Origin of the sequence: Steroidobacter flavus, assembly GCF_042651805.1 — a bacterium.
In the GTDB taxonomy this organism is placed as follows: Bacteria; Pseudomonadota; Gammaproteobacteria; order Steroidobacterales; family Steroidobacteraceae; genus Steroidobacter; species Steroidobacter flavus.
On record NZ_JBHSDU010000015.1, the window covers coordinates 254617 to 268342 of the forward strand.

At 62.5% G+C, this 13726-nt stretch carries 13 protein-coding genes and 1 pseudogene; all 14 read right to left on the bottom strand.

Translation table 11 applies throughout. The features are described from left to right. Positions 1-21: 21 nt before the first annotated feature. A complete protein-coding gene (locus ACFPN2_RS28985) occupies positions 22-1368 on the bottom strand; it encodes a cobaltochelatase CobT-related protein (RefSeq protein ID WP_380606674.1) in 1347 nt (448 codons plus the stop codon). 665 nt (positions 1369-2033) lie between these two features. Beyond that, positions 2034-2252 carry a hypothetical protein gene (locus tag ACFPN2_RS28990; protein WP_380606786.1) on the bottom strand — a complete coding sequence of 73 codons (219 nt, stop codon included), beginning with the start codon at positions 2250-2252 and terminating at the stop codon, positions 2034-2036. Then, a pseudogene (locus ACFPN2_RS28995) lies at positions 2161-2538 on the bottom strand (hypothetical protein); the annotation flags it as partial. The pseudogene ACFPN2_RS28995 and the gene ACFPN2_RS28990, both read right to left, overlap by 92 nt. Beyond that, entirely contained in the window at positions 2538-3485 is a 948-nt protein-coding gene (locus ACFPN2_RS29000) for an AAA family ATPase (RefSeq protein WP_380603209.1), read from the bottom strand. The gene ACFPN2_RS29000 and the pseudogene ACFPN2_RS28995, both read right to left, overlap by 1 nt. After that, positions 3482-3850 carry a Rieske (2Fe-2S) protein gene (locus tag ACFPN2_RS29005; RefSeq protein ID WP_380603211.1) on the bottom strand — a complete coding sequence of 123 codons (369 nt, stop codon included), beginning with the start codon at positions 3848-3850 and terminating at the stop codon, positions 3482-3484. Before ACFPN2_RS29005 ends, ACFPN2_RS29000 begins: the two co-directional genes overlap by 4 nt. 2 nt (positions 3851-3852) lie before the next feature. Beyond that, positions 3853-5316 carry an aldehyde dehydrogenase family protein gene (locus tag ACFPN2_RS29010; RefSeq protein WP_380606676.1) on the bottom strand — a complete coding sequence of 488 codons (1464 nt, stop codon included), beginning with the start codon at positions 5314-5316 and terminating at the stop codon, positions 3853-3855. A gap of 159 nt (positions 5317-5475) precedes the next feature. Beyond that, complete coding sequence (locus ACFPN2_RS29015; RefSeq protein WP_380603213.1) at positions 5476-6471, bottom strand: hydroxyquinol 1,2-dioxygenase; 996 nt, start codon at positions 6469-6471, stop codon at positions 5476-5478. 18 nt (positions 6472-6489) lie between these two features. After that, complete coding sequence (locus ACFPN2_RS29020; protein WP_380603215.1) at positions 6490-6987, bottom strand: cupin domain-containing protein; 498 nt, start codon at positions 6985-6987, stop codon at positions 6490-6492. Next, positions 6984-8024 carry a FecR family protein gene (locus ACFPN2_RS29025; protein WP_380603217.1) on the bottom strand — a complete coding sequence of 347 codons (1041 nt, stop codon included), beginning with the start codon at positions 8022-8024 and terminating at the stop codon, positions 6984-6986. The genes ACFPN2_RS29020 and ACFPN2_RS29025 overlap by 4 nt, the downstream gene beginning before the upstream one ends. Further along, entirely contained in the window at positions 8021-8653 is a 633-nt protein-coding gene (locus ACFPN2_RS29030; RefSeq protein WP_380603219.1) for an RNA polymerase sigma factor, read from the bottom strand. Before ACFPN2_RS29030 ends, ACFPN2_RS29025 begins: the two co-directional genes overlap by 4 nt. Before the next feature lie 86 nt (positions 8654-8739). Next, complete coding sequence (locus ACFPN2_RS29035; RefSeq protein ID WP_380603221.1) at positions 8740-8964, bottom strand: DUF1508 domain-containing protein; 225 nt, start codon at positions 8962-8964, stop codon at positions 8740-8742. 3 nt (positions 8965-8967) lie between these two features. Next, complete coding sequence (locus ACFPN2_RS29040) at positions 8968-9831, bottom strand: dioxygenase family protein (protein WP_380603223.1); 864 nt, start codon at positions 9829-9831, stop codon at positions 8968-8970. Further along, positions 9828-10889, bottom strand: a complete 1062-nt coding sequence (locus ACFPN2_RS29045; protein ID WP_380603225.1) for a maleylacetate reductase — start codon at positions 10887-10889, stop codon at positions 9828-9830. Before ACFPN2_RS29045 ends, ACFPN2_RS29040 begins: the two co-directional genes overlap by 4 nt. A gap of 60 nt (positions 10890-10949) precedes the next feature. Next, a complete protein-coding gene (locus tag ACFPN2_RS29050) occupies positions 10950-13520 on the bottom strand; it encodes a TonB-dependent receptor (protein WP_380606678.1) in 2571 nt (856 codons plus the stop codon). Positions 13521-13726: the final 206 nt, after the last annotated feature.

Consider the following 13726-nt stretch of genomic DNA (forward strand, 5'->3'; position numbering starts at 1 on the left):
AACTCTGTTCGTGCTTTGTCTTCATGGGCCCGACCCGCGTCGGCCGCTGCGACCTTTCAGGCGCGCAACGAGCTGCCTCACCATGGCTTCGCCGAGTTCTTGGGGCTCGGTAACAGTAAACGCATGGGCGTAGTAAGAGCCGACATCGTGACCGATGCCGATGGCCAGCAGCTCGACGGTTTTGTTGGCTTCCAGCTGTTTGATGACCGTTCTTAGATGACGGTCCAGGTAGCCGACATCGTTTGCTGTGAGCGTCGCGTCGTCGAGCGGCGCGCCGTCGGAGATGACCATCAGGATCTTTCTTCGCTCCGGCCGGCGACGCAGTCGTTCATGCGCCCAGAGCAGCGCTTCGCCGTCGACGTTCTCCTTGAGCAAGGATTCATCGAGCATGGCGATGAGGTTGTGGCGGGCGTGGCGCCATTGGGTGTCCGCTGATTTATAAATGACATGTTGCAGATCGGTGAGGCGGCCGGGATTCTTTTGCCGTCCGGATGCGATCCATTGTTCCCGGCTTCGGCCGCCGCGCCATCGTTGGGTCGTGAAGCCTAAGATTTCGGTGGTGACGCCGCAGCGTTCGAGTACGGCGCCCAGGAGTTCGGCGCAGACGGAAGCCATGACGATGGGCAGGCCTCGCATGGAGCCGGAGTTGTCGATCAGGAGCGTGACGGCGGTTTCGGGCCAGTCGGTGTCGGCTTCCTGTTTGAACAACAACGGCTGCAGCGGATCGCAGATCACCCGGGTCAGCCTGCTGGCGTCGAGCTGGCCTTCTTCGCAGTCGAAGGTCCAGGAGCGGCGCTGTTTGGATAGCAAATATCGCTGCAGCCGCTGCGCCCATCGCGCCCCGTTCTTTCTGGATGCCGCCGACAGGTCTTCGAATCGGCGCGCGAGCTCGCGTCTCTCTTCGCTAAGCAACGAGGATGCGTCAATGACGGCATCGAACTGTCGAGTGAAAACCCGATAGCCGCCCTCGCCGCTCTCACTGGCCGTCGCTCGCGGCACCACCCGACCACGAGGTTCATTACTAATTCGACGCAGAATATCGACGTGCAGCCCCTCCTCCCGAACCGCCCCCGCCGCCGCGTCGTCGCTCGCCCTTTGCATGCTTGCGTCGACGCTCGGCCGCTGCGCGCTCGCCTCATCCTCCTCTCGTCGCCTCGCCTCGTCCTCCGATCGTCGCTTCGCCTCCGGCTCCGCTCCCGCTTCGGCCTCGCTCCGCTCGCCGCGCCCTATCGCCACCGCCAACTTCGCCGCCTCGACCCCAAACGCCCGCTGGTCATTCAGCAGCGTCGCGAGCCGCGCTAGTCCCTCGCTTCCATCAACCGTCGCCAGCGATGATCTTAGTGCCGCATCACCAGAACGCGCCGTCATCGCGAGCCCCGATCGCCGCTCGCTTATCTCCGCCGCCGCCAGCGATGCACTATCTGGCGCATCACTACAAGGCACAGCCATCGCTATCAGCGGTGGTCGCTCGCTTCCCTCGGCCCCAGCCAGCGATGAGCTCTCTGTCCCATCACTACAAGGCCCAGCCATCGCTATCCACGGTTGCCGCTCGCTTCCCTCGGCCACAGCCAGCGATGAGCTATCTGTCACATCACTACAAGGCACAGCCATCGCTATCCACGGTGGTCGCTCGCCTCCCTCGGCCGCAGCCAGCGATGAGCTATCTGTCACATCACTACAAGACCCAGCCATCGCTATCAGCTGTGGTCGCTCGCCTCCATCGGCCGCAGCCAGCGATGAGCTATCTGTCGCACCAATACAAGGCACAGCCATCGCTATCAGCTGTGGTCGCTCGCCTCCATCGGCCGCAGCCAGCGATGAGCTATCTGTCGCACCAATACAAGGCACAGCCATCGCTATCAGCGGTGGTCGCTCGCCTCCATCGCCTGTAGCTTGCGATGAACCATCCGGCACATCACTACAAGGCACAGCCGTCGCAGGCCCCGATGGTCGCTCGCTTATCTCCGCCGCCGGCGATGATTTGGCTGCCACATCACTGCGAGGCACCGTTGTCTGATCGCGCGAGCAGCCAGTTAGCATTTGATCTGCTGTTGCGCGCACAGCCCAGGCTGAATCAAAGCGCGCCATCGCTGCTTCAACCAAGGCCAGCCTTGCACCTTCGGCGCGATCCAATCCTGTCGCAGCTGTGGCGGTGGCGAGGTGCCGGGCGTGATGTAGCGCTTGAAGGTTTGCTCGGGCGCCAGGAAAGAGCCGCACTCCAAGCGCCTCAACGCGACACTGCTCGAGCGCATCAAACAACGGCGCGGCAGCGCCGGAAGGTCGGAGGGCCGCGTGGAGCGAAGCGTCGGTGAAGCGCAAACGAAGTGCATGCGCGTCGACGCGCCCACGCCAAATAGCTAGCCCATCAGGACCAGGGACCTGCTGAATCGCGCCGATCAGCGACGCAGCGCCCGGCGGATCAGAAACGTCGCTGATCGCTTTGAGGGCCGTCAGCGACGCTCGCTTCATCCGTGCGAGCCGATCCTCATCGCCGTGAGCGTCGGTCCAGCTGGCAGAGGCAGCAACCGACGAGGGCATCACACCTCTCCGAAGCAGCGCTGATGCAACTCCATCACAGCCGCCCGCTCCGACTCATCGCACTTGTTCAGAAAGCTCAGCTCGAACGCGCGCTTCATATCACCAAAGATCACCGCATTCTCGGCCCACGAAATGACAGCCCGCGGCGACATTACCGTCGACACATCCCCGGCAACGAAAGCGTTCCTGATCAGCTCCGCCAAGGTCACCATAGACTCAATCGCGTGCGGCCATGAATCGACGAACGCCGGCACTCGCGAGCGAACGATGGCGATCTCAGCAGCGGGCGGCAGATAATTCAGGACCGCGACGATGTGCCACCGATCCAGATGTCCCTGGTTGATGAGCTGCGTCCCGTGATAGAGCCCACTGGCATCCCCCAACCCAATCGTGTTCGACGTCGCAAACAGCCTGAAACAGGCATGGGGCGCGATCACTCGGTTCTGATCGAGCAAGGTGAGCGAGCCCTCCGCCTCCAGCACCCGCTGCAATACAAACATCACATCAGGCCGGCCCGCATCGTACTCATCGAAAATCAACGCGACGCTCCGCCGCAACGCCCAGGGCAGGATACCTTCCTGAAACTCCGTCACCTGTCGACCGTCGCGAAGGACGATGGCGTCGCGGCCGATCAAATCGATGCGGCTGACATGGCCATCCAGATTGATCCGTACGCACGGCCAGTTGAGCCGAGCCGCCACCTGCTCGATGTGCGTCGACTTCCCCGTGCCGTGATACCCCTGAACCAACACGCGCCGGTTGTGAGCAAAGCCTGCGAGGATGGCGAGCGTCGTCTCAGGATCGAAACGATAGGACGCATCGACCGCCGGCACATGATCGTTGCGCTGACTGAACGCCGGCACGACGCCATCGCGATCGATTCCAAACGCCGCCCGCAGCGACACAGTCGTGTCCGGCAGCGCGAACAATTCAGCGTCATCGCTCATCGATCACCAGCAATCCGCACGACGCCGTCGACAATCGTCACCGGCACCGCCTCGAGACTCCGATCCTTCGCGGGCCCATCCACGCACAGCCCGTCGTGAAATCGAAACAGAGCGCAGTGATACGCGCACATGAGGTGCCGGTCATCCGTCACTAAAAACTCGCCCGGTCGTGAGTTCAGCGGCAACGAAAAGTGAGGACACACATTGACGTACGCCCACGCCTCGCCGCCGTCCCGCAAGACCACCAGCCGTAGCGCATCCGCATCGCCGAAGCTCACTTCGATGCAACCGCCATCCGGAATCGCATCGAGCGAACACACGTGGGTGTCCGCGGTCGGTGCCTGCGGATGGGATTGCCAATTCACTCTCAGCGCGGATAGTGAGGAGGAATTTGCGCGTCCACGTTGACCCACACCGACTTCGCCTCGGTGTAGTCGTGCATGGCTTCGAAGCCCATCTCGCGCCCATAGCCGGAGCTGCCCACGCCGCCGAACGGCGAGCCGGGATTGACGCGTTTATAACTATTGATCCACACCATGCCTGCCCGCATGACGCCGGCCATGCGATGGGCGCGCTGCAAATTCGTCGTCCACAGACCGCCGCCGAGTCCATACTCGGTCGAGTTGGCAATGGCGATCGCCTCCGCCTCATCCTTGAATGTGGTGACAGAAACAAACGGCCCGAACACCTCTTCCTGACACACCCGATCCTTCGGCTGCGCTCTCACAATCGTGGGCTCGACAAAGAAGCCCTTCGACAGCGCCGCCGCCTCCGGCTTGCGTCCGCCGGTGATGACTTCGGCGCCCTGCTGTTTCGCCACGTCGCAGTACATGAGCACGCTCTGCTGTTGTTTCTGCGAGGTGAGCGGCCCCATTTCGGTCGAGGGATCGAGCGGATTGCCCAGCTTGATGGACTTCGCCAGCTTGACGAAGCCTTCCAAAAACGGCGCCGCGATCTCTTCTTGCAATAGCAGCCGCGAGCCTGCGATACAGGCCTGACCTTGATTGTGGAAGATCGCGAACGCGCTGCCATTGATGGCCGCAGGAAGATTCGCATCGGCGAACACGATGTTCGCGCCCTTGCCGCCCAGCTCCAACTGCACGCGCTTCAGATTGCCTGCCGAGGCCTGCACGATCCGACGACCGACTGCCGTCGAGCCCGTGAATGCAATCTTCTGCACACCCGGATGCTCGGCGAGATGCTGGCCGGCCGTGTGGCCGAAGCCCGGAAGGATGTTGACCACGCCGGGTGGGAAGCCAACTTCCGCCATGAGCTGCGCGATCTTCAACGTCGACAGCGGCGTGATCTCCGCCGGCTTCAACACGACCGTGTTACCGGCCGCGAGCGCCGGGCCCATCTTCCAGCTCGTGAACATCAGCGGAAAATTCCAGGGCACGATCTGCCCGACGACGCCGACCGGCTCACGCTGCACGTAATTCAAGAAGCCCGCTTCGACAGGCACGACGCTGCCTTGATGCTTGTCCGCCATGCCGGCGAAGTAACGAAACGTCACCGCCGTGCGGGGCACATCGAGACCCTTGGTGTCTCGAATGGGATGACCCGTGTCGATCGATTCGAGCTCGGCCAATTCCTCGGCATGCGCTTCAATGGCATCGGCCAGCTTGCCGAGCAAGCGGCCTCGCTGCATGGCTGGCGTCGCACGCCAGGCGGGAAACGCCTTGGTCGCCGCAGCCACGGCGCGATCGACATCAGCGGCCTTCGCCTCCGCGACGCTGGTGATCACCGAGCCGTCGAACGGATTGATGACGTCCAGGGTCGCGCCATCGAGCGCGTCGACGAATTCGCCACCGATATACAGTTTGGTCTGCAATGTCATGATCAACTCGTGGGCAATAGCATCCCGTTGCCGTTGCCATCAGCGGCAACGGTGTGTCGTGCTTCGATACAACCGGAGTCAGAGGCCCTCAATCGCCGTACGGCTCGGATGCAGCTCGGTTCCGAGCCGTACGGCGATTGAGGGCCTCCGGTCTTAGAACTCGACCGGATAAGGCTTCAGCTTGCCGCTCTCGTACAGCTGCGGCAGCTCGGGCGTGGCGTTCTCCCACACCAGCAGCATGGAACGCTTCTTGGAGAAGCCCTGATGGCGGATGTCCGCCGGCATGGCCGCGACATCGCCCGCTTTCATGATGACCTTGGCGCGCGGCGCACCGGTGGTCTTGTCTTCGATCTGCCACTCCAGCTCATCGCTCAGCTGGATGAACCATTCGACCCGATCGTTGCCGTGCTTGATCGGCAGGATGTATTCCTCGGTCGTCGGGCAGCACAGGCTGCGCTCGAGCACCGAAGACACGGACGGATTCCACGTCACATCGGAGCGCGACAGATAAGCAAACAAGCTGAACGCATGCAGCTCGTTCTCAAACCCAGGCTCCGCATGAATCTCAGGCTCATCCTGAGAAACATCGGCGAACGCACGGTTCACGGGATAACCATTTTCATCGGTGCGCAGCTCCGCATCGCCCGGCAACCCCGGCATGCGCTTGCAGGCCTGACGCTCGCGCTCGATGGCGCCACGATTGTGACCGCGCTTCTTGCCGAGCCAGCTCTTGCTGGTTTCATCGGGCGCGGCGAACGGATCGAACCCTTCGTTGGTCCAGTCATCGAGGATGGCCTTGAAGGTCGCCATGATCTGGCGCGAATCGAATGTTTCCATGTGATCCAGGCCGCGCTCTTTGTACGCCGGATTGTAGGTGCCGGCGTAGAACTCCACTTTGCCGTAGAGATTCCGCGTGCCGATCATCGCATCGAAGTTCACCCAGCCGTAGAAGAAGCCCCACGCCACGTCGCGCATGACGGCGCGCAGGAACGCATCGGCGGACATCTTGTGGGACAGCTGCTGGCCGTTCGCTTCCCAGCCGACGCGCACGAAATATTCATCGCGACTGAACGAGAAGCTGCCGAGCTGGAAGCTGCGATAGCCCGTCTCGTTGCTCGCCGGTGTTGCCACCACTTCCAACGCATTCATTGTTCTCGCCCTCGCCGTTCAGGTGTAACAGATCTCGCGCCACTTCTGCTTCGACAGCTCGCCTTCGATGGTCTGAAGCAGAATCACTCCGGGACGCGCCGCCTTGAAGCGGTAGGCCGCGCCCTGCGGCAGCAACACCTGGTGTCCGCGCTTGCACTTGACGGTCCCCATCCGGCGCCCGGCAGGCTCGCCGGACAACGAAACAGTACCTTTCTTCGTGGCCGGCGCCGCCGGAGCGTCGAGCTTCGTGAGCTCCACCTCCACCTCGCCGTCCATCACGATCGCAAACTCGTCATGCGAGGCTGCGAACCAGGGCGAGGTGCCCTCGGCCCGCAGCGTCTCGAGCACGTAGCCCAGGTTGATCGCCACCACCACCTTCTCATACGCAGCGGAGCGCGAGGCAACGTCAAAGACGTTGGAGAACGCATAGTTCTTCGGGCTGTCGTTGATGATCTCCAGCTCCCCCTTGGCATAGTCCTGGAGCGAGCCGAACACCGTTTGAAATTCTTGAGTCATCGATCCCCCGATTCAGTTGCTTCCGGTGCGCTCTGCAAGAGCAGCGTGTCGCCCTGATCGACCAGCTTCAGGCCCAGCGACTCCTGCAACAGGAAGCGCAACGAGCTCATATCGCCGATCTGCAACACCCCGCTGACCGGTCGGCTGCCGATGATCACGGAGCCCACCTGCACCTTGCGCGGCGAGTAGCGGTTGAATTCGGCAATGGCATCGGCCAGCGGCACTTGATCGAACACCAGCTTGCCTTCGCGCCACGCGGTGATGCGCCTCACGTCGGCCGTTTGCACGGCGCCGATCGCCCCGCCGCCTCGATAGCTCACCGCCATGTTGGCCGTGAGATGCGGCAGCCCCGACACGGGATCGGACTGCTTGGGCAGCACCACGACCGCGCCTTCGAGCACCGACACCGTCACATCGTCACGCTTGATCTCCACACCGAACTCGGTCCCGACGGCGCGCACCAATCCACCCGCCGCTATGACTTCAAACGGACGCGAGGTGTCATGTGCGACAGAAAAGAAAGCTTCGCCTCGCTGCATCTCGATCCGCCGCGATTTGTCGGAGAGCTTCACGGTCAGCACTGTGTCGGTGTTCAACGTGACCGTGGAATGATCGGCCAGCACGACCCGTCGCTGCTCGCCCACCTGCGTTTGATAGATCTGCGTGTCGATCCGGTGCGTGAAGAAATACGCGCCGGTCGCGACCATGAGCAGCACCGTGGCCGCGGCGCTCAGCCAGATCGAGCGCTTCTCTCTGAAGCGACGCGAACGTTCTTGAGCCGCCGCCTCTCGGGCAGCGATGGCCGCGACGACGTCGATGTCGGCCTGCAGCTCGGCTTCAGTGGTCAGTCCGCGCGTCATCGCCAACGCCAGCTCACATCGCATGTAAGCTTCGCGATGCTCCGCGGCCTGGTCGAGCCAGGCGTCGAATTCAATTTCGGTGTCGCGGCTGACCGGGTGATCGTGCAACCGGACGAACCAACGGGCCGCGGCAGCTTCCACTGCGCGGATGTCGCTCTTGAGGTCCTGGTCGCTCATCGCTCCCTCGTCCTCAGGCGGCTCTGACAAAGTTCCAACACCATGGCGATATCGCGCTCCACTGTTTTTGTGCTGACCCCCAGATGACGACTGATCGTCCGATAACTCATATTTTGTGTGACGTGCAGCAGGAACACTTGCCGGTGCCGCGGCGGTAGATCCAGCAGCACCTGCTTCACGACCTGCATGCCGTGATCCCAATCGATGATCTCGTCGGGCGAGTCCTGCTCGCCGACCAGATCCACCAGCTCGTAGGGAATATGGGTCGCGTAGGACCGCGACTTGCGCTGGCGGAAGCGGTCTCGCGCCAGGTTGGTGGCAATCTTGAACAGGAAACGTCGCACCTGATCGTCGAGGTGATCGAGATGCTCGACCCGCAGCAGGCGGACATACGTTTCCTGAAGGACCTCTTCGGCGTCATCGCTGTTGGACAGCAGCCGCGTGAGGTATTGAAGCAAGGCGGTCCGGTGATGACTGAACAGCCGCTCGACCAGGGCGGCCCGCTCCGCGTCGGTCATCGCCGCCGCCTGCGTCCCGGTCGCCGGGCCCGCGACGGGAGCGTCGACCGGCTCGTTGGCCTGGGGCTTGATGGCCCGGACCAGCTGCAGCTTGACCTTGGCAAAACTCATGGGACGGTACGTTTAAAACCCGTATTTCGACGCGGACACCGATACATACGTAGCAGCCGCCCCGGTGTCGACAATTGCGAGCAGGCTCACGGCTCGCGCAGCCCGGCGTCGGCCGACAGGCGCACCAGATCGATGCTCGCGAGGCAATCCGCCCGGCTCCGGTAGCCCCGCCCGGAGTTCGCGATCTTGCGCCGCTGGGCATCGAGCAGGAACCAGCGCCAGCGCTGCCCGCCATCCTCGTACATGAAGTAAGTCGGTTGCCCGGCGGCGCCGCCGAGCTCGGGTTCGAAGCCTTCCTGGTCGTGGGACATGGCCTATCGAGCCAGCACGAAGTCATGATCGAGCAGCCAGTCCACGGCCAGCGATCGATCGGTGTTGCGTTGGTAGTCGATGAGCAGCGAGCCCTTCACGCCGAACACGGCATCGGAGTCGTTGAACTCATCGCCCCGAGTGAACAGTTGGGTCGTGACGGAGCGATAGCCCTCGGCGCTGACGATGAAATGAATGTGTGCCGGGCGCATCGGATGACGGCCCGCCTTGTTCAACAGCTGACCGACTGGCCCGTCCACCGGCACCGGATAGGCGATCGGCTTGATGGTTTGGAACGCATAGCTGCCATCTTCGCGAGTGCGCAGCTTGCCTCGGAAATTCATTTCCGGCTGGCTGTGGTCTTGAACCGCGTAGAGTTGATTCGGCGAGGTGTGCCAGATATCCAACTCGGCGCCGGCGATGGGAGTGCCTTCCGTATCGAGCACGCGACCGCGAATCAAAGCAGTCTCGCCCTCGCCCGCCAACGCAATGCTGCCGCCATGCTCGATGTACGGCGAATGGGGCGCGTAGAACGGACCGGTCACTGCGGACTCGGTCGCGCCCGCCATCGTCACGTTGTTGAGATTATCAATGGCGGAGCTCAACCCAAGCGCATCGGACAACAGAATGAACTCTTGTCGCGGCCCGATGCATGCCTGACCCGTGCGCGTCAGAAAGTCGATGGCCGTCCACCACTCCTCCGGCCGCAGCTCCACTTCGTTCGCAAAGCCGTGCAGGTGACGCAACAGACTTTCGATGAGCGTGTTCCAGCGCTCGTTGTCGGTGCGAGCGTACGCGGCGATGACTTGATCGAGCAGCTGCACGTTCGCTGCTTGCGTCAAAGTGACATTTTCGTTGAGTTGAGTCATGGGCTGGGCACGACTCCGTGGTAAGCGTCCTCCAGCAGCTGCCGGATGGCTTCGCGTGTGACAGGACGCGGGTTGAAGTAAGGCGTGCGCGTCGCGAGGTCGGCGGCACGATCCAGATCGTCACGACTGAGCCCCAACTCACGCAGCGAGCGCGGCGCGCCGACCGCCGTTCCCAATGCATGAATGGTGCTGGCAATCGCCTCGGTACCTAATGCAACCGTCAAGCGATGACGCGCATCCGCGGCGGCCGGCAAATTGAACGCCGTTGCGTATGGAAGCACGACTGCATGCGTCTCGGCGTGCGGCGTGTTGAACGTGCCGCCGAGCGTGTGACACAACTTGTGATGCAACGACATGCCCGTCGATCCCAGCAGGATGCCCGCGAGGCACGCGCCGTAGAGCATTTCTTCCTGCGCATCGAGATCGGAGGGATTCGTACAGACTCTCGGCAACGCTCGTGCAATCGCGCGAACGCCTTCCTGCGCGAGCGTCGACATCATTGGATTGGCGTTCTGTGCGTATAACCCTTCGACCAGATGCGCCAGCGCATTCAAGCCGCTCGGCCCGGCAATCTTCGCGGGCAGCGTCGCGGTCAATTCGGCATCGTAGACGACCGAGCGCGGCAGAACCCTTTCATCCTTGCCGGTGCGCTTCACGCCATCGGTCGTGATGCCCCACACCGCCGTCATTTCTGAGCCGGAGTACGTGGTGGGCACGGCGATGATGGGCAGCCCTGTTTCGAGCGCGATGGCTTTGGCCAGGCCGATGGCCGAGCCCCCGCCGATAGCGATACAACCGTCCGCTCCAACGGCTCGAGCATGGGCCACCCCCGCCGCTGCCACCGGCGCGGGCACATGCTGAACCACCTTGTCGTAAATGCCGGCGCTGCGCTCGCCAACCGACGCGGCGACCTGGGCCGCCGTCGCTGCATGACTCGGGCTCACAATGATGAGCATGCGCCGACAGCCCAGTGCGGCCACCTCATCGACGACGCGCGCACGACTGCCTCGACCCGAGACAACCCTCAGACGGGCAATTTCAAAGACGAATGGCAGCACTCAACCTCCGGCTCCGCTCCACCGAAGCTAATACTTCGGCAAGGGCCCACTGTCGACAAATCAGTTGGTCGCATAACGCACTGACAGCCCCCACTCGCGCGGCCGGGCTGGCGTGCCGGTGTCGATTTGATCGGCAGGCAGGAAGAACCCGTTGATGCGGTAGAACTCGTTGAACAGATTGCTCCCGAACAGCGAGACTTCCCAGCGATTGCGTGCATCCCGATACGACAGTCGAGCATTGCCGACGCCATAGGCCGGCTGCCGCGAGCGCGTGTTGATATCCGATTGCGTGAACACGCCATCCTGCCAGCCGTAATCGAAACGTGCGCTTAGTGCATTACCGGCGGGCAACGCCCAGTCATATTGCGCGCCGAGCGAATAGGCGAACTTGGGCGAGTAAGCGAACTCCGAGCCCAGCGCCAGATTCTTCGCACGTCCCACTTCGGTGAACTCGGTGTGCAACCAGCTCGCGCCATACTGCAACGTGAACTGCTTGGTCACGTTCCATGCCCCTTCGAGCTCGACGCCGCGGATGCGTCCCTCGCCCGCATTGGTCGTGACGGGAAACCCCGGCGCTTCCTGCAGCTCCTCAGTGATCTGGACATCGTCGTACTCACCGCTGAACCACGTCGCGTTGAATCGCAGGCGGCGATCGAGCAAGTCGGCGCGCACACCGATTTCGTTGGTGATCAAGGTTTCTGGACCATACGGCGTGAAGCCGCCATTCGGCAGAAACGGCACATTGCCGCCGCTGAAGCCGCCCGCGCTGAAGCCCGACGAGCGCGTGAAGTACGTCATCAGATCCGGCGACCATCGATACTGAATGGACAGACGCGGCGAGACTTCATCGAACGTCGCGCGGCCGGAGTTGTTCTCGAGCTTCGGACCGTTGGGACTCAGTGCGCGCGTCGGCGCACAACATAGCTCTGCCAGCGGCTGACTCGGGCGATAGTAATTTTGCACGATGTCGTCGTGCGTGTAGCGCGCCCCGAGGCTCACCGACAATTTGCCGGTGAGTCGTGCGATCCACTCGGAAAACACCGCCCAACCATCGCTGCGGGCTTCATTCAACGAATCGATGATGAGCGGATCGTAAGCCGCGTACTGACCGCCCAGCGCCTGACGCGCGCTCAACCACGGGTCGAAGCGCAGCTCGTTCGCGACCCAGTTCTGGCGACTCGACCAGCTTCGATCCGCATAGTAGTAAATGCCGCTCGTACCGGTGAGATGTTCGCCGCTGTAGAGCAACTGCAGCTCTTCACTCATCTCGCGCCGGTCTTGCGCCGAGAACGCTTGGTACAAGTGATACGGCGTGCCATCGAAGTCATGACCCACGTACGAGTCAATTTGTCGGTAGCCGCTGATCGACTTCGCATGCACGCGCTCGTTCACGTCCCAGTTCAGCTCGAGCGTGCCGCCCGTCGATACATAGCTGTTTTGACGAATCGGCCGATTCGCCGCGGTCTTCCACTGTTCAGAGGCCCCGTAGGTCCACGCAGGATCGATGGGCAAGCCGACGGCCTCGTAGATACACGCGCTGTTGGGTGCCATCCCGACGAAGTTGCGCGGCGCTTGATCGGTGGGACACACCGGATTGAGCTGCCAGGTCACGCCCGGCGTGCCATTGCTCTTTTGAACCGCGTACTCGCCGATCAGCAGCGCATCGAAATGGTCGTTCGGTTTCCAAAGCAGGTCGGCTCGCAATACCCGATCGTGCTGATCGCCGAATGAGAAACTGCCGTCGACGCTGTCGACATACCCCTCGCGATTCAGAGTCGCGGCGGTGAACTTACTCAGCAAGTTGTCGCTGAGCGGCAGGTCCAGATCGACCAGCAGATCGTTTCGATTCGCTGAGCCCGTGGTCGCCTTGATGCGCAGGCCCTGCTCTTCGCGCGGCTTGCGAGTGACGTATTGAATGGCGCCGCCAATCGCATTCTTCCCGAACGTCGTGCCCTGCGGACCGCGCAGTACTTCGAGCCTTTCGACTTCCACGACATTCATCAGCAGCCCGGACGCGCCGCTTCGAACCACACCATCGACATACACCGCGACACCCGGAACGCCCCGCACTCGAAACGCGCCGCTGGTTCTGCCGAAGAAGTTGCCGCCGTTCACGGCGACACCGGGCGCGCGAACGTTTAGATCTTCGGTGCTTTGTATGCCGCGTGCTTCGATCTCATCGGCATCGATGGAAGTAACCGCCAACGGCACCTGTTGCAGGCTCTCTTCACGACGCCGGGCGGTGACGATGACTTCGGCAATCGAGACGCTGCGCCAGATGTCCTGAGCGTCGTCGGGATCGACAACATTCTCCGTCGCGGAAACGACGGTCGGCGGCTGCTCTGCCTTCACCGCTCGCGAGCGACGGCGAATGGCCACGCTGCCATGACCGTCGATCACGAACTCCAGATCGGTCTGGTCGAGCAATTGGGCGAGCCCTTCTTCGACGGTGTAATAGCCGCGCAGGCCACGTCGCAGATCGGCGCCAATGACGTCCGACGGATACAGCAGATGATGCTTGGCCTGACGCGAAAACTCGCGCAAGGCGTCGTCGAGCCCTTGCGAAGGAATGTCGAAACGCAGCTTGCCGGCGCTGCTTGCGAGCGCAACGGTAGACACAGCCAGTAGCATCACGGCTGCCAGCGCACGCGCATTCCCTGCGCCGCCGGCCGTCTCATGACGTGACCGATCGCCTCGACGCAACGTATCCCCCGACTTGAAGGCCGGCGTCTGCGTTGCTTATGCAAAGTCGCGTGCAATCGTCAGCGGCGGCTCGTTCGACAACATACACTCATTGCCCAGGCAACAGAACCCTCCAGCTCGGACCGTCGAGCAAC

What these genes read in the sequence shown, in the direction of transcription:
- ACFPN2_RS28985 (WP_380606674.1), bottom strand. Translation starts at nt 1,368, where the DNA reads ATGACGGCGCGTTCTGGTGATGCGGCACTAAGATCATCGCTGGCGACG.
- ACFPN2_RS29015 (WP_380603213.1), bottom strand. Translation starts at nt 6,471, where the DNA reads ATGAATGCGTTGGAAGTGGTGGCAACACCGGCGAGCAACGAGACGGGC.
- ACFPN2_RS29020 (WP_380603215.1), bottom strand. Translation starts at nt 6,987, where the DNA reads ATGACTCAAGAATTTCAAACGGTGTTCGGCTCGCTCCAGGACTATGCC.
- ACFPN2_RS28990 (WP_380606786.1), bottom strand. Translation starts at nt 2,252, where the DNA reads ATGCGCTCGAGCAGTGTCGCGTTGAGGCGCTTGGAGTGCGGCTCTTTC.
- ACFPN2_RS29040 (WP_380603223.1), bottom strand. Translation starts at nt 9,831, where the DNA reads ATGACTCAACTCAACGAAAATGTCACTTTGACGCAAGCAGCGAACGTG.
- ACFPN2_RS29030 (WP_380603219.1), bottom strand. Translation starts at nt 8,653, where the DNA reads ATGAGTTTTGCCAAGGTCAAGCTGCAGCTGGTCCGGGCCATCAAGCCC.
- ACFPN2_RS29000 (WP_380603209.1), bottom strand. Translation starts at nt 3,485, where the DNA reads ATGAGCGATGACGCTGAATTGTTCGCGCTGCCGGACACGACTGTGTCG.
- ACFPN2_RS29050 (WP_380606678.1), bottom strand. Translation starts at nt 13,520, where the DNA reads ATGCTACTGGCTGTGTCTACCGTTGCGCTCGCAAGCAGCGCCGGCAAG.
- ACFPN2_RS29035 (WP_380603221.1), bottom strand. Translation starts at nt 8,964, where the DNA reads ATGTCCCACGACCAGGAAGGCTTCGAACCCGAGCTCGGCGGCGCCGCC.
- ACFPN2_RS29025 (WP_380603217.1), bottom strand. Translation starts at nt 8,024, where the DNA reads ATGAGCGACCAGGACCTCAAGAGCGACATCCGCGCAGTGGAAGCTGCC.